Consider the following 22,505-nt stretch of genomic DNA (forward strand, 5'->3'; position numbering starts at 1 on the left):
GATGGCACAGCCACTTGAAACAGAAAATAAGCAGGGACAAAAACGGACGACTTCTTTTGAACGGATCATGATGTGGGTGACGACGATCAGTTTTTTACTCATCTTGTTAACGATTGGTATTGGTACGATCGTCCGAGAAGACCGTGTGCGTTCTCAGCTAGAAAATCGTACACTCGCACAATCGGTCGATCCGACGATCGAAGGAATCGCGACTGGAAAAGACATGCTGAAGATGGAGACGTATTTCACGGACCAACTACTTTTGCGAGGGACGTTCGTTGAGATGCAGGCGCTACTATCGAAGGATGTCTTCAGACAGCCTTTTCGTAATGGAATCTATACAGCTAAAAATGGCTATATGATCGAACCGAGTGCCTCGACTCAAGTCCAGATTCCAAACGCGTTTCAGCAATTCGTGCAAGAAGTCGATCGACCCGTCTATATGGCGCTAGCTCCATCGAAGACGGTCATTGCTGAACGCGATCAGTTGATCCCATCGTATGTTGCTTCGAATGCACGGACACGTTACGCAGGAATGATTCGTGACTTCAAGGCTGCGGGGATGACGAATTTGTCACTTGATCAATTAAAACTAACGGACTACTTCAAGACGGACCATCACTGGAATATCGACGGAGCAGCGTCAGCATACCAGACGATTACGAAGGGGATGGGATTGCAACCGGTCACACCATCAAAAGCAGATCGTAAAGAGGATGAGCATACCTACTATGGTTCATTAGCGCGAAAGACGACGCTTGCGTACGCGACGTCCGGTGATCAGTTAGCTTATTATGGACCAGCATTCTTTAAAGGGATCGATGTCTGTTACGACGGGGCATGCGATCGTCCAATCATTGATGAATCCTTCGTTCAGCAGGAGGGAGATTACGTCGATCGGTATGAAGTATTCTTGCGCGGGAATCACGGCATCATGTCGATGAAAGAGCAAACGAAGAATGATCGACCAACGATTCTCGTCTTAAAGGATTCATTCGCGAATCCTGTCTTACCGTTCCTTGCTAAAAGTGCCAATCTGGAAGTCGTCGACGTTCGTTATGTGCCAAAATCATTCGACGTCTCGCAGTTCGCTAAACAAAAACAAGTCGACTCCGTGTTGTTCCTGCATAACTCGAACATTGCTGGATTGATGAAGACGTATGAAAACACACTATGAAGGAGTTCATGATATGAGATCCCGAATGGCGAAAAGAAAACCACGCCTTGTTTGGCGCGTATTGAGTGCGCTCCTACTAGGGTTCGTTCTGATTGCTAGTACATCAGCTGGTTTAGCTTTTTTAAAAGTGAAGCAAACGGCAGACGCGTTTTTAACACCGTTAGATGGAGAGCGGCCGAAGCCACTCGAATCGATGAAGCCGGTCAATGTCTTGTTACTTGGCGTGGATGAACGGAAAAATGATAAGGGACGTGCCGATGCCATCATGCTTCTTTCATTCAATCCAAAAACAAGACAAGCGACTTCCCTGTCCATTCCAAGAGATATGCAGGTAACCGTTCCGTCTGGCGAAAAGACTAAAATTAATCATACCTATGCCTATGGGGGTGTGAAAGAGACAGTCGAAACGGTGGAGCAGACGTTTGAGACCGATATTCCTTATTATGCGAAGATCAACATGGATGGATTGATTGAGTTGGTCGATGCTGTTGGGGGTGTCACGGTCGACAATCCATCTGCCTTCAGTTGGAACGACCGTCGTCTTCAAAAGGAGTATGAGAAAGGGAAAATTCATCTGACGGGTCTTGAAGCGAGTGGTTACGCTCGGATGCGAAAGCAAGATCCACTCGGCGATATGGGTCGACAAATTCGTCAGCGTCAAGTGCTAGAAGCAGTCGGAATGAAGCTTGCTGGACCACAGTTGTTGACGCAACTCGAAAAGATCACGGATGTCATGAAAAACAACTTTACAACGAATATCGGACTGGATGTCGCAGCGCAGCTAGCGCAGGAGAATCAGCGTGGGTTCGAACAATTGAAGCCGCTGAAAATCGAGGGAGAAGGATATATCGCAAGTGATGGTGTCTGGTATTTCTTTGCATCGGACGAATCAATGGAACAGACGAAGCAGACGATCGCTAAACTTCTCGCGCGATCGTAAGTCATAATTAGTATTACCATCAAATAAACAAGGTTGAGCGTCTCTAGCAAATGATTGTGGAGGCGCTTTTTCCTGTCTTTCTCTTAAGTAACGCATCATTCTTTTTGAAAAAAGTGCTTGGTTCAAAAGTCTTATTTTCGATCAAATCGATGAAATAGGCTTTGACAGGACTTGTAAACGGATGCAAAATGAAAACGATTACATACCAAAAGGAGATGACTACCGTATGAAACGCATGAGATCCGTTTGTATCGTTGCGCTAACGTTTGCACTGATATTTAGTGGACTCTCTTTATCCGGTCAAGCACTGGAAAAAGGGAAGTCGACATTGGTCATCATTCACTACAAGGAAGACCCGAATGCCACAAAAGATTGGAATCTATGGTTATGGGCAAATGGGCCGGATTATTTTCCGAATAAAGCCCACGCTTTTAACGGTGAGGATGCTTACGGAAAAATCGCAGCTTATGAATTTCCAGTTGATCAACCGGAAAAAATCGGCTTCATCGTTCGAGATGACAATTGGAACAAGGATGGGGGATCTGAGAATGATCGCTTCATTACGAAAGAAATGATTAAAAATGGTGTTGCTGAAATTTGGATCGAGTCGGGAAGCAAGGACATCTCGACAGTCAATCCAAGCAATGGAGCAGATGTCGAAAAAATTGATACGAACATCCACTATTACCGGTATGACAATGATTACGACAAGTACGGTGTCTGGTCTTGGCCGGAAGAGCAAGATGGCAAGCGTTTCGAGTTCGATCAGCAGGATGAGTTCGGTGCCATTGCCAAGGTAACGCTCGATAACCCAACGAAAGCACGTCTTGCAGGCGTCATTCCTCATCTTGAGGGTTGGTCGGAAAAAGACGGAGCTGATCGTTTCTTTTATGCAGGCGCGAAAGACATCTGGTTGATTGAAGGGGATCAGACGGTATACTACAGCAAACCGGAAATTGATCGCACACCGAAAATCACAAGCTTTTTAGCAGATGACTTCCGGACGATGACATTAAAAACGAATGCACCGCTGACGGAAGAAGACTTAAAGGCATTTACGTTTGAAGGCGTGACGAATCCAGTCGTGTCAGCAATCGATGCCAAAACGGTAAAAGTCGAAGTCACTTCAGATATCGATTTAGCAAAAGTCGTCCGAGCATCTCATCCTGTTTTTGGAGAAGCAATTCTTGAAGCAGGTAAAGTGCTCCGTTCGAAAGCATTCGACCAAAAGTATGCCTATGATGGAAAACTCGGTGTCGACTATCAAAAATCGAAGACGACGTTTAAAGTCTGGGCACCGACAGCACAAGCCGTCGAGCTCGAATTGTATCGCTTACCAAAACAAGAAGCTGCTACGACAAAAGATATCACGCGCGAAATCAAGATGGAACGAACGGATCGTGGTGTGTATCAAGTAACAGTCAAGGGCGATCTTGACGGTGTCGGATACACATACGAAGTCAAACACGCCAAAGAATCGACGCGTGCTGTTGATCCGTATGCGACAGCGGTCGCCGTCAATGGCGACCAAGGTGTCGTCGTCGACTTACGCGAGACGGATCCAAAACGCTGGACGAATGGAAAAATGCCACTTCGCCATGCGACAGACGCGATCATCTATGAATCACACGTCCGTGATTTATCGATGTTTGATGTGACGAACTCAGGTTACGATTCAGGTATCAAACAAAAAGGGAAGTATCTTGGCGTCATCGAGCCAGGTACACGTTTGACGAAGGATGGTAAGAAAACGAAGACGAAGACGGGACTTGATCATCTGAAGGAACTTGGCATCACGCACGTTCAGTTCATTCCAGTCTATGATTTCAACACAGCATCCGTCGATGAGACGAACCCGCTTAAATCGTACAACTGGGGTTATGATCCGAAGAACTATAATGCACCAGAAGGTTCGTATGCGACAAACGCCTATGATCCAAAAGTCCGAATCACAGAAATGAAGCAGATGATTCAAGGACTACATGACAATGGACTTCGTGCTGTCATGGATGTCGTTTACAACCACATGTTTGACGCAAAGGCATCGAACCTTGATAAAATCGTCCCTGGTTATTACTACCGTTATACAGAAGGCGGCGATTTAGCGAACGGAACGGGTGTCGGAAACGATACAGCATCTGAGCGTCAAATGATGCACAAATTGATCGTTGACTCTGTCTCATATTGGGCGAAAGAATACCACTGGGACGGATTCCGCTTTGACTTAATGGGCATTCACGACGTCAAGACGATGAATGCTGTTAAACAGGCGACAAAACGAATTGATCCGTCGATTCTCGTATTCGGAGAAGGGTGGAGCCTTGGAACACCGCTTCCGGATGCAGAGAAGGCCAACCAAACGAATACAAAACAAATGCCAGGAATCGGACATTTCAATGACAATCTACGCGATGCGCTCAAAGGTAGCGTCTTCATCGATTCAGATGCTGGTTTCATTAACGGAACAACCGGTCTTGAAACGCGCATCAAACGCGGAATCGTCGGAGAGATTGCTTATGACAAAGAGATTCAAGGATTTACGCAAGAACCAGATCAAGCCATCACTTACGTTGAAGCACATGATAACCATACGCTTTGGGATAAGTTAAACCTGACGAATCCACAAGACAATGACGCAACGAAGACAAAGATGCATCGTTTGGCTTCAAGTATCTTGTTGACGTCACAAGGAACGACGTTCATCCATGCAGGGCAGGACTTCATGCGGACGAAGGGCGGAGACCATAACTCGTATAAATCACCGGATTCTGTCAACCAGCTCGACTGGAAACGGAAGATGGACCGTCAACAAGACGTTGATTATATGACAGGATTGATCGAGTTACGTAAAAAGAATCCAGTACTTCATTTAGCAACAGCAAAAGACATTCGTCGTTACCTGACGTTTGAAACAGCACCGGCACAAGTCATCGCTTATCGATTAGATGATGCTGCGCCACAACAAAAGGATGATCTCTACGTCATTCATAATGCGAATCGGACAGCAGTCGATATGAAGTTACCGACAGGGAAATGGAAGTTGCTTGTAGACGGTAAACAAGCAGGAACCAAAGCAATCCGTAAAGTATCAGGTACGGTTCGTGTCGAAGGACTTAGCTCATTCGTCTTATCGAAATAAGTGAACAGATAAAAAAGGACGTTCCGCAGTTGGCGGAACGTCCTTTTCGTCAGTCGAGAAACGTGCAATCAAGCGTAACGCTCATCCGTTTCTTCGTTCTCTTCTTCTTTCAGATTATCTTCTTCCGATTTCGAGACGATGACGGCACATGCTGCGTCACCAGTGATGTTGACGGCTGTCCGCATCATATCAAGAAGACGATCGACACCGATGATTAAAGCGATCCCTTCGACCGGTAGATTGACCGATTGAAGAACCATCGTCAACATGACGAGACCGACACCCGGTACACCGGCTGTACCGACTGAGGCAAGAACAGCTGTCAGGACGACAGTCGCAAGTTGACCTGGCGTTAAATCAACAGCGTAGACTTGCGCGATGAAGACAGTCGCGACACCTTGCATGATTGCTGTTCCATCCATATTGATCGTCGCACCGAGAGGCTGGACGAAACTTGAGACGGAACGCGGAACCTTCAACTCTTTTTGAGCCGTTTGCATCGCAACAGGAAGTGTTGCGTTCGATGAAGACGTCGAGAAAGCAAACAACATGACAGGTGCGAACTTCTTAAAGAAGAAGAACGGGTTCATCTTCCCTAGAAGTGAAACGGTCGAACCATACGTCAATATGGAATGGACGAATAGTGACAAGATGACAACACCCATATAAAGTCCCATCGCCTTCAGGGAATCAAATCCTTGTGAACCGACGGCTGATGCGATCAGGGCAAATGCTCCAAGCGGAGCCATCTTCATAACGAGCGTGATGAGGTACGTCATCAATTCGTTTCCTTGTTCGACGAATGTCCGTAACGTCGAGACTTTTTTACCGAGGAACGTGATTCCAAAACCGATAAAGACACTGAAGACGATGATTTGTAACATGTTGCCTTCTGCCATCGACGTGATCGGGTTCGTCGGGAACATACCGACGATTGTGTTGATTATGCTCGTATCTGGTAGATTTCCGTTATCATATTCAAGACCTTGCGTCTCGAAGTTACCGAACGTACCCGGCTTGATCAGTAATGACAAACCGAGAGCGATGACAATCGCGACAGCCGTCGTCGTCATGAAGTAGCCGATTGCCTTTCCGCCGACACGACCAAGCTCTTTTGGATTACCAAGACCCATGACGCCGAGAGCGATCGAGAAGAAGACGATCGGTACGACGAGCATCTTAATCAGGTTCAGGAAGATTGTCCCGATGGGTTGTAAAGCATATTTATTCAATCCCTCATAAATCGACTTATCCGGTAAGGTTGCAAGAATGATTCCGAGGATCACCCCGAGAATCAATCCCCAGATGATGCGCTTTGCTTCTTTCATAAGTGATGTCACACTCCTTTATTTGATAATTGTCTATATTTTGACACATCATCACCCATTTTGACAAAACATTTTAAAAAATACATGATAACGCTTACAAAAAAGTTTCTTGATTTTGATGCAGGAATGACTAGATTTTGTTGTCAAACTGATGCAACCATGAGAGGATAGAAAAGAACAAAAAGGAACAGCGTAGGGTATAGAAAAGTCGCTAGAATCAACTGTTGACCAAATTGTATATTCCTACTATAATGTTGTATGACGTGTCTGACACGTTTCCTTTAGTCGGTAATATCGGAGGGAGGGAAAACTAGTGGAAACTCGTGTACGTAAAAATGAATCACTTGAAGACGCACTTCGTCGCTTCAAACGTGGTGTTTCAAAAGATGGTACGCTTGCAGAAGTTCGTAAACGTAAACACTACGAAAAGCCAAGTGTAAAACGTAAGCTTAAATCGGAGGCTGCGCGTAAGCGTAAGAAGTTCTAACGTTAGAGAGGGTGTATCCTCATGAGTCTTCAGGAGCGTTTGACAGCGGATATGAAAGAAGCCATGCGTCTACGTGAAAAAGATCGTCTTACGACGATTCGGATGGTGAAATCATCGCTGCAAAATGAAACGATCAAACTCGGTAAGCAAGAATTGACGGACGAGGAAGAATTAACGATTCTTTCACGTGAAATGAAGCAGCGCAACGACTCCCTCCGAGAATTCGAAAGCGCTGGTCGTCACGATCTCGTCGAGAAAATTCAAGCAGAGATTGTCGTGCTCGAAGCTTATATGCCAAAACAGCTTTCCGAGGAAGAAGTACAGGAAATCGTCGACGCAGCTATTGCGCAGACGGGTGCCTCTGCTCCTTCAGATATGGGGAAAGTAATGGGTATCGTCATGCCACAGCTTAAAGGCAAGGCAGACGGTGCATTAATTAATCGACTCGTCAAACAACGGCTCGCTTAATACATGGAAAAGGTGTCCTTCGGGGCACCTTTTTTGTCGTTCCTGTCACAATTAAAAGTTTCTTGATGAATTCAGAATAGTCATGAAACCTTTTTGTTTTGAAAGCGTATATAATTATAGTAACGAATCAAAGTGCAAAAGAAGCAGCTTCTGACACGAATGAAAAGGGGTGAACGTACGCATGACGTTTAGCTTAGGGATGATTTTGGCGGTCTTCATGATCGGGGTCCTCATGTTACTGGTCGAAATATTCGTCACAGGGTTCGGAATCTTTGGAGTCCTCGGAATCGGCGCTGTCCTTGCTAGTCTGATCATGGCAGGTGCTACAGTTGGTCAAGTAGGCATAGCGGTTGGACTTGCTGTATTTCTATCACTTGCGGCCGGATACTGGGCATATCGCAGAATTAAATCGAATCAATCCTTATTATGGAGAGGTTTGATTTTGACAGATTCCACATCGTCTGAAAAAGGCTATCTTTCTCATCAAGACAAAGTGCAACTGTTAGGACAAGAAGGAGTCAGTCTGACACCTCTCCGTCCGTCAGGAACAATTGAAATCGACGGAAATCGAATCGATGCGGTTACGGAAGGGACCTTCATTCAAGCGGGGGAAACGATCGTCGTAAAAGAAGTGACGCATGGACGCGTCATTGTTAGAGTCCAACATACGAAGGAGGAGTCCCACACATGACACCTGAATTATTGACTGTATTACTCATATCCGGAGGAATTTTAATTTTCCTCGCCATCTTCTTCACGCTCGTTCCGATTCCACTTTGGATTAGCTCGCTCGCAGCGGGAGTGCGCGTATCGATCTTTACATTAGTCGGGATGCGTCTTCGTCGAGTAACACCGTCTAAGATCGTCAATCCGTTGATCAAGGCGGTTAAAGCAGGACTGAACTTGAATACGAACCAACTGGAAAGTCACTTCCTTGCTGGTGGTAACGTTGACCGCGTCGTCAATGCCTTGATTGCAGCACACCGTGCGAATATCGAGTTGAGCTTCGAACGCGCAGCGGCGATTGATCTTGCTGGTCGTAACGTTTTGGAAGCTGTTCAAATGTCGGTTAACCCGAAAGTCATCGAAACACCATTCATTGCCGGTGTGGCGATGAACGGGATTGAAGTGAAAGCGAAAGCCCGGATCACGGTACGTGCGAACATCGATCGTCTCGTCGGTGGTGCTGGGGAAGAAACGGTCATCGCACGTGTTGGTGAGGGTGTCATCTCAACAATTGGTTCGTGTAATGACCAAAAAGAAGTACTTGAGAATCCAGAGATGATCTCACGGACGGTTCTTGCAAAAGGACTCGATTCGGGTACGGCGTTCGAGATTCTCTCGATTGATATTGCAGATATTGATATCGGTAAGAATATCGGTGCGGTTCTGCAGACGGATCAAGCAGAAGCAGATAAGAACATTGCGCAAGCGAAAGCCGAAGAACGTCGCGCAATGGCGATCGCAAGTGAACAAGAGATGAAATCACGTGTTGAAGAGATGCGTGCGAAGGTTGTCGCTGCTGAAGCGGAAGTGCCGCTTGCTATCGCTGAAGCGATGCGTGACGGTAACTTTGGTGTCATGGATTATGCGAACTACTTGAACGTGACAGCAGATACGAAAATGCGCCAAGCAATCGGTGGGCAATCATCACCAAATGACTCACAATAAAGGGTGAGACGGTATGGATATCATATGGGTCGGATTGATGATCGCATTCGGTGTCATCTCCGTCATCTCAAAAGCAGCAGATAAAAAACCGAAGCAGACGAACCGAACTCCTTCAAAGGAGTTCGGTGAATATGTGAAGCAAATGACCGAACAGGTCGATACGATGCGACAAGAGACGGTACCTCCACCTGTCGTTCGTAAAAAAGCACCCGCGAAGAAACAACCGGGGGTAACGCAAACGAAAGCGCGACCAGTTCATGAACGAACGGAATTGCAACAACGTTTGGACCAACGTCAAAAGCAACATTTGAAAAAAGGGATGTCCTCATCGACGATTGGCGAAATCAAAGATAGCGTAGCAGATGGTGCCATTGGATCGTCTAGTCGTTCAGCATCAGCAACGACGATTTCACAAGATGAAATGCGACGTGCCATCGTATGGAGTGAAGTTCTTGGTGCGCCTGTTTCCAAGCGCAAACGCTAATATTTGTCTAGTGAGTCGATCCTACGAAACGCGTAGGATCGACTCTTTTTATTTCCTAAAAGGTGGGAACGGGTTTTTCTTTCCATCTTTTCGGCGGAAGTGCTAAAGTGGAAGAGATTAGATATGAAGCGATGACAACTTGTTATCCATGACTAGGAGGCCATTCACAACGTGATATTCAACGAAAGAATCCCATTTGCATTTTCGAATTCAGAACAGATTCAAGCATTCGTCGGTCCGAATGATGCAGTCTTACGTACGATGGAAGCAGAACTTGACGTTCAGCTGACCCATCGAGGAGATGAGCTGTTGGCACAATCCGAACAGGAGCAGTCTGTGATCTTAGCAGGACAGGTCGTAGGCGTCTTGAAACAACTTGTGAATCGCGGAGCTGTTTTAACGGAACGTGACGCGACGAGCGCCATTCAACTTGCACGTCAAGATCGTGTGGATGAACTGCTAGAACTTTACGATACGGTCATCCATACGAATCATAAAGGAAAACCACTTCGTGCAAAGACACTCGGTCAAGCACGTTACGTTCGGGGAATCGACCGCTGTGATTTGACATTCGGTATTGGACCAGCGGGAACCGGAAAAACGTATCTTGCTGTCGTGATGGCAGCAAAAGCGTTAAAAGAAGGTCACGTCAAACGACTCGTCCTGACGCGTCCGGCAGTAGAAGCAGGAGAAAATCTAGGATTTCTTCCAGGGGATCTTAAAGAAAAGGTCGATCCCTATCTACGTCCTCTGTACGATGCGCTACATGACGTGCTTGGTGTCGAGCATACGGCTCGTCTGCTTGAACGTGGTGTCATCGAAATCGCACCGCTTGCTTACATGCGAGGACGGACGCTTGAACATGCTTTTGTCATTCTCGATGAAGCGCAAAATACGACACGGGAACAAATGAAGATGTTCCTGACGCGTCTCGGATTCCATTCGAAGATGATTGTTACGGGCGATTTAACACAAGTCGATCTTCCGCGTGGAAAAACGTCTGGTCTACAAGAAGCGTTACATTTGCTCGGCAATGTCAAAGGGATTCATTTTGAGCACTTTGGATCAGCTGATGTCGTACGTCACCCACTTGTCCGAAAAATCGTTGATGCTTATAGTCAGGATTTGACCTAAGCCGTTACGGAAATAGAGGAAAAAGGGGGAGATGATATGCGCAAGGTTGGGGTCTGGGTCGGTCTTTTGACAGTAATATTCTATCTCATCGTATCGACGATGATGTATGTCAGCGTTCGACCAGAAGCCTTGTCCGCAGAACCATTCTCAATTGCAGAAGAAGATATCCGGTCACCCTTGACGATGGAGGACCGGGTCGCAACAAATCAAATCAAGGAAAATTCGGTTGCTGCAATCGAGAGTCAGTATACGATCAAACAAGAGTATGCAGCACAGCAAATTGATAAAGTAGAACAACTTTTTGCTAGCTTGTCCGGTATTAAAAAAGCAAATGAGATCGGTAAAATCAAACAGCGTCTGCGTGGAACGGAGGCGGCGACACTGTTGAAGGATGATGAGTTACGCTTGCTTGTGACGTCGACGACAGCACTGCGGAATACGACACGTGACGTCGTCATTACAGCGATTGAAGAAGCGATGCGTCAACGTATCTCGTCCGATGGTGGTGAAGTAGCAGAAGCACGTGAGAATGCGCGGACGGATATCGAACGTTCGCCGCTCTCCTTCTCATTAAAAGCAGTCGCTAAAGCGCTGACCGATCAACTGATCGTAACGAATTACGTCTATGATCCGGAAAAGACGGAACAGCTTCGTAAGCAGACGAGTGATAAAGTCGAACCGGTTATCATTTCAGAAGGTGAAGTGATCGTCAAACGAGGCGAGGTGATTTCACAAGATGCCTATCGTCAGCTACAACTGGTCGGTTTGATTTCTGATCGACAGTCGTTGAAACCGTTACTCGGTGCGATGCTTGTCAGTGCGTTGATGACTGCCTTTTTATTTGGATTCATTCATCGTTCGAAATTGCGATACGCTCAAATGGGGCGGATTCGTTTATTCGGTCTTGTCTATCTCGTCGTCAGTCTACAATTACTCGTCATGTATGGTATGGCGTTCTTAGCAGACGACATCAATCCTGCACTTTACTTACTCACACCGACCGCTTTTGCTGCGCTTGTCCTGCGCAATTTATTGAACGAACGGATTGCATTATCGAGTTCTCTTTTTACGGCTCTTGCCGGAACGTTCTTCTATAGTGCAAATCAAAACTTCAGCTTCAATATCGCGATCTATTTATTGGTCGGTGGGTTAGTTGCAACGTTTTTCCTACAATCTAGTTTGTCGCGTCGTCGTATTTTCATGAGCAGTATTTCGATTGCCGGAGCAAACATCGCGATTTTCTTAGCATTCGTCCTGTTACGAAGTGGTACGTTCGAACTACGAGAAACGCTGATTTTAATCGGTTTTGCGATTGCGAGTGGTATCTTGAGTGCCGTCCTAGCAATTGGACTATTGCCGTTTCTTGAGATGACATTCGGTATTTTAGCACCGACCCGCCTACTCGAACTGTTGAACCCGACGCATCCGTTACTCAAAAAACTATTAGTTGAAGCACCGGGAACGTACCATCATAGTATGATGGTCGCGAACCTAGCAGAAACAGCCTGTGAAGCAATCGGAGCAGATGGATTGCTTGCACGAGTCGGAGCCTACTATCATGATTTAGGGAAAACGCGACGACCACTTTATTTCATTGAAAACCAGCATGGACGCAATCCCCATGATCGATTGACACCGGAAGAGTCGGCACGTGTCATCTTGGCACATACTGAGGATGGTGTTGAATTACTCGAAGACGCAAAACTGCCTGCAGCGATCATCGATATTTGCCGCCAGCATCATGGAACCTCTCTGCTACGATACTTTTATGTCAAGGCAGCAGAACAAGGTGAGGTCGACGAGGAGACGTTCCGTTACACGGGTCCGAAACCACAAACCCGTGAAGCGGCGGTCATCATGATCGTTGACTCGATTGAAGCGGCAGTTCGTTCGATGAAAGCTCCTTCAGAAGAAGGAATTCGGGACTTGGTCTCGAAAATCATTCGTGAAAAGATGATGGATGACCAATTTGCGGAATGTGACATTACGACACGTGAGATTTATCGCGTCGGTGAAAGTGCGTGTCATACCTTATCCGGTTTGTTCCATGAACGAATCGAGTATCCAGAATTAAAGAAAGAGGCAACGACATGAATATTTATATGACAGACGAAAATAATCGTCTAACGGAAGAACAACGACAGCTTGTCGAATCGATTTTGATTTACACGGCGGAACAAGAAGAAGTCGATTCAAATAGTGAGTTGTCCGTGACTTTCGTCTCAAACGATGAGATTCAAGAAATCAATCGTGAATGGCGTGGAAAGGATCAGGCGACAGACGTCATTTCCTTTGCGATGGAAGAACTCGGAGAAGATGAAATCGATTTTGGATTGCTGGAAGATGAACCAATCGTCCTCGGCGATTTGATCATTTCCGTAGAACGGTGTCGTGAACAAGCGGCAGAGTATGGCAATCATTTTGAGCGAGAGCTCGGTTTCCTCGCTGTCCATGGTTTTCTCCATTTACTCGGATACGATCACATTGAAAAAGCAGATGAGGAAGTCATGACGAAGCGACAGGAGGAAATCCTGCATCACTTCGAGTTATATCGGGGCACATTGTGAAAAGCTGGTGGCAACCCTTTCGACATGCCATGAACGGATTGTGCCAATCGATTCGAGAAGAACGGCATATGAAAGTTCACGTGACAGTTGGTGCCATCGTGTTACTTGTCGCTTTTCTATTACCCTTGACGTCTGTCGAGCGAGCGATTCTCTTCTTGACGGTCGGGATCGTCATCAGTGCCGAGATGTTCAATACAGCGTTTGAGCGCGTCGTTGATCTCGTGACGCAGGAATGGCATCCACTGGCAAAAGCAGTCAAGGATATTGCAAGTGGAGCTGTTCTTGTGTTGGCGCTTACATCTATTGCAATTGCACTATGCATCTTCATCCCATATTTGGTACAATAAGAATCCGGCCTTTTTGGCCAATACCGTTCCTAAGAAGGGGATACTCACATGAAAACAGAACAATTACTCGAACAAGCTAAACGTGCACGCGAAAAAGCGTATGTTCCATATTCGAAATTCCAAGTCGGTGCTGCTCTACTAACAAAAGACGGACAAGTCTTCCATGGCTGCAATATTGAAAACGCTGCATATGGTCTTTGTAACTGTGCAGAACGGACAGCAATCTTTTCTGCGTGGGCACAGGATGCGCGTGAGTATGCAGCGATGGCTGTCGTTGCGGACACGGAAGGACCGGTCGCACCATGCGGACAATGCCGCCAAGTGTTATCAGAGATGTGTGATGCGGATATGCCAATCTATTTGACGAACCTTAAAGGGGATGTCACAGAAACAACAGTGGGTGCCCTCTTACCAGGAGCATTCACGAAAGGGGATTTACATGTTTAAAGAAGGATTCAAATCGGGCTTTGTCTCGATCATCGGACGCCCGAACGTCGGAAAATCGACATTCCTCAACCGTGTCATCGGACAAAAGATTGCCATCATGTCTGATAAGCCACAAACGACGCGAAACAAGATCCAAGGTGTCTATACGACGGAAGACGTTCAGACGATTTTCATCGATACACCAGGGATTCACAAACCAAAACATAAACTCGGCGACTTCATGATGAAGGTCGCGACGAACGCATTGCGTGAAGTTGATGCGATTTTGTTCATGGTCAACGTGACGGAACCAAAAGGAAAAGGTGACGATTTCATCATTGAAAAATTGAAGGAACTCGATACCCCCATCATCCTCGTCATGAATAAGGTCGACTTGATTCATCCGAATGATATTCCGCCAATCATCGAGTCATATAAAAATGAGCTTGAGTTTGCGGCAGTCGTTCCAATCTCTGCGTTACAAGGTAACAACGTCGGACCGTTACTTGAAGAAATCGCGAAGATCTTACCGGAAGGACCAATGTATTACCCGGCGGATCAAGTCACTGACCACCCGGAGCGTTTCATCATCTCAGAGATGATCCGTGAGAAAGTCTTGCAAAAGACACGCGATGAAGTACCACACTCGATCGCAGTCGCGATTGATCAAATCAAGACGCGTGAGAATGGAAACATGGTCGATGTCCATGCGACGATCTTGATCGAGCGCGATTCCCAAAAAGGAATCATCATCGGTAAACGCGGAGCACTTCTAAAAGAAATCGGCTCTGAAGCACGAACGGACATCGAGATGTTACTCGGAACGAAAGTTTACCTGAACTTGTGGGTTAAAGTCCAAAAAGATTGGCGCAACAAGGCCGGTCAATTGCGTGAACTTGGCTTCCGCGATGACGAGTACTAAGCGATGATCGATAAGGCGGAAGGGCTTGTACTACGAACGGTCGTATACGGTGAATCGAATAAAATCGTCACGCTACTGACACGTGAATACGGCAAGCTCGCCGTCATGGCGCGAGGAGCGAAGAAGCCGGGTAGTCGTTTTAACGCGGCAAGCCAGCCTTTCGTTCGAGCCGTCTATATCTATCCAAGGTCACGTGGTCTCGGTCAGTTGAAATCGGCAGACGTCATCACGAGTCATGCGCATATCCGGCAAGATGTCGTCTTGATGGCGTATGCGATGTATCTACTGGAGCTTGCAGATAAAGCGCTTGATGAACGTGTGCCGCAACCGGCACTCTATGATTTGTTCGTCGAAGGACTGGAGGCGATGGATGAAGGACTCGATCCCGACGTCGTCTCCTTCATCATCGAGTTGCGCCTGTTGCGTCATCTAGGGATTGCGCCACACTTGAACGGCTGTACGATTTGCGGGAGTGCTGAAGCACCGTTTGCTTTTTCGTTACACCACGGCGGTCTACTCTGTCGCCGGCATCGCCATGAGGATGAACATGCTGTCTTCATGTCAGAAGCAGTCGCGAAGATGCTCTACGTGTTTTCTGTCTACGATTTTTCGCGGATCGGGACCGTGACGGTGAAGCCGGAAACGAAGCGTCTATTGCGTCAAATCATGGATGCTTATATGGAACGCTACAGCGGGTTACGCCTGCGTTCAAAACGTGTCCTCGACCAGTTGATTGATTTCGGCAACGATTGACAGCAACAAGCGGGTTCGGTAGAATAAATGCGGTAGAAGCAACTAAATGAACACGATGACGAAAAGGAGTACCGTCTTTTTCTCAATCAAGCGATTCCAGGGTGGTGCGAGCTGGGAGTGAGAGGGGCGCGAATGGCGTTTCGGAGTGTTCTTTGTCAAAAAGAGTGGCATGCGATGCATGCAAGTAGGGTGGAACCGCGGGCTTGTCTCGTCCCTATGTGCAACGATTGTTGTACATAGGGGCGTTTTTTGCGTTCCTTAATCATTTCGGAGGTGAAAGTCGTGAAGATGACAGTACAAGACATGATCTTGACATTACAGAAATTTTGGGCAGAACAAGGCTGCTTGACGATGCAAGCATACGACGTAGAAAAAGGAGCCGGTACGATGAATCCGATGACATTCTTACGGAGTCTCGGACCAGAACCATGGAACGTTTGTTATACAGAACCATCACGCCGTCCGGCTGACGGTCGTTACGGGGAAAATCCGAACCGTCTGTATCAACACCATCAATTCCAAGTCATCATGAAACCATCACCTGACAACATTCAGGAATTGTACTTACAAAGTCTCGAGTTGCTCGGTATCAACCCACTCGAACATGATATTCGTTTCGTAGAGGATAACTGGGAGAACCCGACATTCGGTGCTGCAGGTCTCGGCTGGGAAGTATGGCTGAACGGGATGGAAATCACGCAATTCACGTATTTCCAACAAGTCGGTGGAATCGAGTGTAATCCGATCGCAGTAGAGATCACTTACGGAATCGAGCGTCTCGCGTCGTACATTCAAGACGTCGAGAGTGTCTTTGATCTCGTTTGGACGGATGGCTTCAAATACGGTGATATCTTCTATCAACCGGAGTTCGAACATTCGAAGTATACGTTTGAAACATCAGATGTCGCCTTACTCTTCACGTTGTTCGATCAATATGAAAAAGAAGCGAATCGTGCCTTGGACGAGAATCTCGTTTTCCCAGCGTATGATTACATCTTGAAATGTTCGCATACCTTTAACCTTCTCGACGCGAAGGGTGCGATTTCTGTCACGGAACGGACAGGATTCATCCATCGTGTCCGGAACATGTCGCGCCGTTGTGCGCAAAGTTTCATCGAAGAACGGGAACGTCTTGGCTTCCCATTGATCAAGTCGAAAGCAGGTGAGTCACATGCATGAATTATTACTTGAAATCGGTTTAGAAGAGATGCCGGCTCGATTCGTCCTTCAATCCGAAACACAACTCAAGGAACGCGTGACGCGTTTCCTTGAAGAAGCTCGGATTGAGTTCGCGAGCGTCGAATCCTTCTCGACACCACGTCGTCTTGCAGTGTATGTCAAAGGTCTCGCAGCACGTCAAAGTGACCTCGAAGAGACATTAAAAGGACCAGCAAAACGTATCGCGATGGACGAAGCAGGGAACTGGACGAAAGCAGCCGAAGGGTTCGCGCGTGGTAAAGGGTTAACGACGGACGATCTCTTCCTTGGAGAAGAAAAAGGAGTCGAGTATCTCTATGCGACACGTAAGGAAGTCGGACAAGCGACAGCCGATCTACTTCCTGGACTAAAACAAGTCGTCGAAGCGATGACATTCCCGAAAAACATGCGTTGGAGCACACAATCGTTACGTTACATGCGTCCGATTCGTTGGTTGATTGCCCTGCTTGACGATCAAGTCATCCCGTTTGAAGTCGCATCCGTCGAAACAGGTCGGACATCACGTGGACATCGTTTCCTCGGGCAGGACATCACGATCCTGCGTCCGAACGCTTATGTTGAAGCGCTCGCAGGAGAAAACGTCATCGTCAGTTATGAAGCACGTCGTCAATTGATCGAAGAACAAATCGCAGCGCTTGCGGCACGCGAACAATTCGAAGTGCCGATTGATGCGTCTTTACTTGAAGAAGTCACGAACCTCGTCGAGTATCCGACAGCCTTGTTCGGTGCATTCGATGAAGCGTATCTTGAGTTACCAGAAGAAGTCTTGATCACGACGATGAAAGAACACCAACGTTACTTCCCGGTCAAACGTGACGGTGCGTTGCTCCACTATTTCGTCACGGTACGAAACGGAAACGCAACACATCTTGAAAACGTCGCACGCGGAAACGAAAAAGTCATCCGTGCCCGTTTAGCCGATGCGCAGTTCTTCTATGAAGAAGATAAAAAAGCAGATATCGATGAACAGGCGAAACGCCTTGATAAAATCGTCTTCCATGAAAAATTAGGAACGACAGGCGAAAAAGTCCGTCGCGTCCGTCAGATGGCGCTCGCACTTGCAGATCGTGTCGGTGCGGACAAAACACGTGTTGAACGTGCAGGACAAATCTATAAATTCGATCTCGTCAGTCAAATGGTCTATGAATTCACAGAATTACAAGGTCTGATGGGTGAGCGGTATGCGAACATGAAGAATGAGGATCCAGAAGTCGCGGCTGCGATTCGTGAACATTACATGCCACGCTTCGCGGGGGATGCAAGTCCGGAGACACCGACAGGAACACTCTATGCGATTCTCGATAAGATGGACAGCGTCGCTGGATTCTTTGGTGTCGGTATGATTCCAAGTGGATCAGCGGATCCGTATGCATTGCGTCGTCAAGCACAAGGGATTGTTCAGATTTTATCAGATCGTAAGTTGAATCTGACATTGACTGAACTGATTGCTTTCGTCGTTTCAGAACAGGTGGCAGCAGGTCTTTACGCGAAGGATGCCGAAGAAGTTCAAGCTGCATTACAAGACTTCTTTGCACAACGCTTGAAATACCGTCTATCGGAAATGAACTTCCGTCATGATGTCGTCGAAGCCGCTCTTGATCATACGTTGACAGTCGAAGCGAATGAGCAGCGTGCTGCGATGCTTGAAAGTGCGACGAAAAAAGAATCGTTCAAGAAAACGGTCGAACAACTCAGCCGTGTCTTAAACATCTCGAAAAAAGCAGAAGACGCCACAACTGTTAATCCAGCGCTCTTTGAAAATGATGCGGAACGCGCGTTACATGAGGCGATTGAGAAGACCTTACCAGAGGTCGATCAAGCGATCGCGTCACTTGATTATGAACGAGCGCTTGAGGCACTTGAGGCAACCGTTCCGTCGATCACAGCATACTTTGACGGTACGATGATCATGACGGACGACGAAACAGTCCGCACGAACCGTCTTAGCGAAATGAAACGATTTGCGCAAGCCATCGAATCAGTCGCCCGGTTCAATGCACTTACTTTAGCGTAAAGAAAAAGGACGGATGAGCCGATGAAGTTAAATGAACGGCAAAAAAAGATACTCCAAATCGTCAAAGAGAACGGTCCGATCACGGGAGAGCAGATTGCTTCTGCACTCTCCTTGACACGGGCGACGTTACGACCCGATTTGTCGATTTTAACGATGACCGGCATGCTAGAAGCGCGTCCACGTGTCGGCTATATGTATGTTGGAAAGAAAAATGCGTCCATGCTTCATGAGAAACTCGACACCTTGACCGTCGGCGAATTCATGTCGTCGGCAAAGGTCATTCATGAAGGGATGACCGTATACGATGCGATCGTTCACTTATTCCTTGAAGATGTAGGTTCGCTGTTCGTCGTCAGTAAGGACCATGCGTTGGTCGGTGTGTTGTCACGTAAGGATTTTCTACGTGCGGCAATCGGTAATCAAGAGTTAGACTCGTTACCGGTCAATATCATCATGACACGGATGCCGAATTTGACGGTCTGTGAAAAATCGGAGACGTTGATTGGTGCCGGTATGAAACTGATCGAAAAGCAGATTGATTCAATGCCAGTCGTCGAAGAGGAGAACGGCGTCTTGAAAGTCGTGGGTCGAATGACGAAGACGAACATGACGAAAGTGTTGGTCGCTTTAGCACGTGATGAAGAAATTTAAGGAGGGTTCCTGATGCGTCAACGGATTTATGTCGTGAGTGACTCTGTCGGAGAGACGTGTGAACTCGTCGTCCGCGCAGCTGCAATCCAATTCCCGGAACAAGCCATCGAGACGGTCCGCATTCCGTTCGTCGATGATGATCAAGTCATTTATGACTTGGTTCTTCATGCGAAAGAAGAACAAGCGACGATTGCTTTTACGATCGTTCATGCGACCCATCGTCGTCTGCTTGCAGATACAGCTCGTGCCCACGGTGTAAAAGCGATTGATCTACTTGGTCCATTGCTTGACACGATGGAAGATCGCTTGCAGATGCAACCGAAGGAAGAGCCAGGTTTAATCTATCGCTTAGATGAAGAATATTTCCGAAAAATCGAAGCGGTTGAGTTTGCTGTCAAGTATGACGATGGACGTGATCCAAAAGGTATCAAACGTGCGGATATCGTCTTGATCGGGGTGTCGCGTACATCAAAGACACCACTTTCGCAGTATCTGGCTTTGAAGCGATATAAAGTAGCGAACGTACCACTCGTACCTGAATCGATCCCGCCAGCGGAGCTATTCGACATTCCAAAAGAAAAATGTTTTGGACTACTCATCTCACCGGAAAAGTTGATCGACATCCGAATGGAACGCCTGCGTTCATTAGGACTCAAACCAGAAGCAGCATATGCGCAGATGGACCGAATCAACCGGGAACTCGAATACGCACGGAATTTATACGAACGAATCGGTTGCCAAGTCATCGACGTGACGAATAAAGCAGTCGAGGAAACAGCGAATCTGATTTTGACTGGAATTTCCGGGAAAGCGCATGACTAGTCAAGCAGTCAGGAACATAGTATACTTGTTTAGCTGATAAATGAGATAATGCCCTTTTTCTAATGAAACGGAACGAGTCATCGTTCCGTTTCATTGCGGGTATGGTCATGTAAGGATAAGTTCTCAAGGAAAGGGGAGAGGACGGAATGAAGCGAATTCCTGATGAAATCGTCGATCAGGTCCGCCAAGCAACGGACATCGTCGAATTGATTTCAGAACGTGTAGAATTAAAAAAACAAGGGAATCGATATTCAGGGCTTTGCCCGTTTCATTCTGAGAAATCACCTTCCTTTTCTGTTTCTCCTGATAAAGGGATGTACTACTGTTTTGGATGTGGTGCAGGTGGAAACGCGATCACTTTTGTCATGGAAACAGAAGGAATGAGTTTCAAGGAAGCCGTCTCTAAATTAGCTGATCGCAGCGATGTCACACTTCCAGAACTGGAGCCGGATCGATTCGAACAATCGGAATCGACACCTGAACAGGAAAAGAAGTTCCGGATGCGCGAGGCACATCGGATCGTCACCGAGTTGTATCATGAGGTGTTGATTCAAACGGAAGCAGGCGACGCGGGACGAATCTATTTAGAGAATCGTGGTATCCGTGAGGGTGCGATGCGTGAGTTCCGACTCGGGTATGCACCGGATCAAGATCGTTTTACAGTGGATTCCTTGGCACGGCGTGGGTTTGATTTAGATGAGATGGTCGAAGCGGGATTGATTTCAATCGGACGCGATGGCGATTATCGAGATCGATTCAACGGTCGAGTCGTATTTCCTATCTCCGATCGTGATGGCACGATCGTCGGATTTAGTGGACGTTCGATTGATGGTCGTGATCCGAAGTATGTCAATACAGCGGAAACACCTTTGTTCAATAAAAGTGAACTGTTATTCGGATTCGCTCAAGCACGAGGGGCGATGCGCAAAATCAAACAAGTCGTCCTCGTTGAGGGGAATCTTGATGTTGTGCGTGTCGCTCAAGCGGGTATACCTTATACGGTAGCCTCTTTAGGAACAGCCTTAACACCGGTTCATGCCCAAAACCTAGCACGTATCGTCGATGAAGTCATTATTTGTTATGACGGAGACAAGGCAGGACGCGCTGCGACGTTAAAAGCCCTACAATTGCTTGAAGCCGTTGCCGTCGACTGTTCCGTCATCCGTTTACCGGATGGCGAAGACCCGGATTCCTTCATTGGGAATCAGGGCGAAGAGACGTTTTTACACTGGATCGAACAAGAACGGGTTTCAAGTCTTGAATTCAAATCTTTTTATTTTCGACAAGGAAAAAACTTGCGATTAGAAGGAGAACGCGTTCGATATATTGAAACTATGCTTGAAGAGATTGGTCGAACATCCAATCCGTTGTTACGGGACATTTATTTAGGAAAACTTTCTGAGGAATTTAAACTCTCGAAAGACTCCTTGATCGCACAAGTGCGTCCAACCGTCCAACAACCGAAGAGAGAACAAATCGTTTCCGATCGCCCAACTGCTCTACCGACAGCACCTCCTGACCGAACGTTCGCGAACTGGAAAAAGGCAGAACGCTTCTTGCTTGCCTACATGATCCGTTCAGAAGAAGTATGTCTTGAAGTGCGAGAGCAACTAGGTGTCCAATTCAATGATCCGGCACACCAATTGATTGCCGGCAAGCTATATGAATTTTACGGAGCAGGTACGCAAGGAAGTCCTGATCGTTTTTTGACGATGTTGCACGACGCTTCTTTGCAACGAATCGTAGCGGATTTAGAGTTCATGCTGATGCCTGAGTATGATCCTGATTTACTCAGTCACTACATTCGTGCCGTCCAAAATGAACAGCAACGTCGGTTGTTAGAAGAAGAAAAGTCACGATTGAATCAACAAACAGATATCCGTGCTCAAGCGGAGCTGATGCAGGCGATCATAGAACGGAAGCGTCGTTTAAAAGATCGATGACCTGCTGCATGATG

General features: G+C 46.9%; 21 protein-coding genes. 20 read left to right on the plus strand and 1 reads right to left on the minus strand.

Annotated features, from left to right (window positions below):
• Position 1 precedes the first annotated feature (1 nt).
• From KNQ03_RS09035 to pulA, 3 genes are all read left to right on the plus strand, one after another.
• Positions 2-1,177, plus strand: coding sequence for a DHHW family protein (locus KNQ03_RS09035; RefSeq protein ID WP_149426936.1), 1,176 nt, complete (start codon positions 2-4; stop codon positions 1,175-1,177).
• Between the two features lie 25 nt (positions 1,178-1,202).
• Positions 1,203-2,117, plus strand: coding sequence for an LCP family protein (locus KNQ03_RS09040; RefSeq protein WP_235147623.1), 915 nt, complete (start codon positions 1,203-1,205; stop codon positions 2,115-2,117).
• A 226-nt stretch (positions 2,118-2,343) separates the two neighbouring features.
• On the plus strand, positions 2,344-5,256 hold the full coding sequence (pulA, locus tag KNQ03_RS09045) for a type I pullulanase (RefSeq protein WP_214724430.1): 2,913 nt from the start codon (positions 2,344-2,346) through the stop codon (positions 5,254-5,256).
• Positions 5,257-5,324: 68 nt separating this feature from the next.
• On the opposite strand, the gene KNQ03_RS09050 is transcribed toward pulA, so the two are convergent.
• Entirely contained in the window at positions 5,325-6,584 is a 1,260-nt protein-coding gene (locus KNQ03_RS09050) for a dicarboxylate/amino acid:cation symporter (RefSeq protein ID WP_214724432.1), read from the minus strand.
• A gap of 313 nt (positions 6,585-6,897) precedes the next feature.
• Between KNQ03_RS09050 and rpsU the strand changes: the two genes are divergently transcribed.
• The 17 genes from rpsU to dnaG all read left to right on the plus strand — a co-directional run bounded on the left by rpsU (position 6,898) and on the right by dnaG (position 22,491).
• Complete coding sequence (gene rpsU / locus KNQ03_RS09055) at positions 6,898-7,071, plus strand: 30S ribosomal protein S21 (RefSeq protein WP_012369719.1); 174 nt, start codon at positions 6,898-6,900, stop codon at positions 7,069-7,071.
• Between the two features lie 21 nt (positions 7,072-7,092).
• On the plus strand, positions 7,093-7,539 hold the full coding sequence (locus tag KNQ03_RS09060; RefSeq protein WP_023467485.1) for a GatB/YqeY domain-containing protein: 447 nt from the start codon (positions 7,093-7,095) through the stop codon (positions 7,537-7,539).
• 181 nt (positions 7,540-7,720) lie between these two features.
• Entirely contained in the window at positions 7,721-8,230 is a 510-nt protein-coding gene (locus tag KNQ03_RS09065) for an NfeD family protein (RefSeq protein WP_047396392.1), read from the plus strand.
• Positions 8,227-9,210 carry a flotillin-like protein FloA gene (floA, locus tag KNQ03_RS09070; protein WP_023467489.1) on the plus strand — a complete coding sequence of 328 codons (984 nt, stop codon included), beginning with the start codon at positions 8,227-8,229 and terminating at the stop codon, positions 9,208-9,210. Before KNQ03_RS09065 ends, floA begins: the two co-directional genes overlap by 4 nt.
• Positions 9,211-9,223: 13 nt before the next feature.
• Positions 9,224-9,694, plus strand: a complete 471-nt coding sequence (locus KNQ03_RS09075) for an MSCRAMM family adhesin SdrC (protein WP_214724434.1) — start codon at positions 9,224-9,226, stop codon at positions 9,692-9,694.
• 171 nt (positions 9,695-9,865) lie between these two features.
• Positions 9,866-10,828 carry a PhoH family protein gene (locus KNQ03_RS09080; RefSeq protein ID WP_023467492.1) on the plus strand — a complete coding sequence of 321 codons (963 nt, stop codon included), beginning with the start codon at positions 9,866-9,868 and terminating at the stop codon, positions 10,826-10,828.
• A 36-nt stretch (positions 10,829-10,864) separates the two neighbouring features.
• Positions 10,865-12,922 (plus strand): HD family phosphohydrolase, encoded by a 2,058-nt coding sequence (locus tag KNQ03_RS09085; RefSeq protein ID WP_029341032.1) that lies wholly within the window; start codon positions 10,865-10,867, stop codon positions 12,920-12,922.
• Entirely contained in the window at positions 12,919-13,395 is a 477-nt protein-coding gene (gene ybeY, locus KNQ03_RS09090; protein ID WP_029341033.1) for an rRNA maturation RNase YbeY, read from the plus strand. Before KNQ03_RS09085 ends, ybeY begins: the two co-directional genes overlap by 4 nt.
• Before the next feature lie 29 nt (positions 13,396-13,424).
• On the plus strand, positions 13,425-13,742 hold the full coding sequence (locus tag KNQ03_RS09095; protein ID WP_231681784.1) for a diacylglycerol kinase: 318 nt from the start codon (positions 13,425-13,427) through the stop codon (positions 13,740-13,742).
• Between the two features lie 48 nt (positions 13,743-13,790).
• Positions 13,791-14,189, plus strand: a complete 399-nt coding sequence (locus KNQ03_RS09100) for a cytidine deaminase (protein WP_023467498.1) — start codon at positions 13,791-13,793, stop codon at positions 14,187-14,189.
• Positions 14,182-15,090 (plus strand): GTPase Era, encoded by a 909-nt coding sequence (gene era / locus KNQ03_RS09105; protein ID WP_023467500.1) that lies wholly within the window; start codon positions 14,182-14,184, stop codon positions 15,088-15,090. The genes KNQ03_RS09100 and era overlap by 8 nt, the downstream gene beginning before the upstream one ends.
• A gap of 3 nt (positions 15,091-15,093) precedes the next feature.
• Positions 15,094-15,843: a DNA repair protein RecO gene (gene recO, locus KNQ03_RS09110; protein ID WP_023467502.1), complete on the plus strand. Its 750-nt coding sequence runs from the start codon at positions 15,094-15,096 to the stop codon at positions 15,841-15,843.
• Positions 15,844-16,131: 288 nt separating this feature from the next.
• Positions 16,132-17,022, plus strand: coding sequence for a glycine--tRNA ligase subunit alpha (gene glyQ / locus KNQ03_RS09115; protein ID WP_029341034.1), 891 nt, complete (start codon positions 16,132-16,134; stop codon positions 17,020-17,022).
• Positions 17,015-19,075: a glycine--tRNA ligase subunit beta gene (glyS, locus tag KNQ03_RS09120; protein ID WP_214724436.1), complete on the plus strand. Its 2,061-nt coding sequence runs from the start codon at positions 17,015-17,017 to the stop codon at positions 19,073-19,075. The genes glyQ and glyS overlap by 8 nt, the downstream gene beginning before the upstream one ends.
• Before the next feature lie 21 nt (positions 19,076-19,096).
• Entirely contained in the window at positions 19,097-19,726 is a 630-nt protein-coding gene (ccpN, locus tag KNQ03_RS09125; protein WP_035398363.1) for a transcriptional regulator CcpN, read from the plus strand.
• Positions 19,727-19,738: 12 nt separating this feature from the next.
• Complete coding sequence (locus KNQ03_RS09130) at positions 19,739-20,548, plus strand: pyruvate, water dikinase regulatory protein (RefSeq protein ID WP_047396410.1); 810 nt, start codon at positions 19,739-19,741, stop codon at positions 20,546-20,548.
• A 146-nt stretch (positions 20,549-20,694) separates the two neighbouring features.
• Entirely contained in the window at positions 20,695-22,491 is a 1,797-nt protein-coding gene (gene dnaG / locus KNQ03_RS09135; RefSeq protein ID WP_149426945.1) for a DNA primase, read from the plus strand.
• Positions 22,492-22,505: the final 14 nt, after the last annotated feature.

The sequence above is a fragment of the Exiguobacterium sp. s143 genome, from assembly GCF_018618895.1.
In the GTDB taxonomy this organism is placed as follows: Bacteria; Bacillota; Bacilli; order Exiguobacteriales; family Exiguobacteriaceae; genus Exiguobacterium_A; species Exiguobacterium_A abrahamii.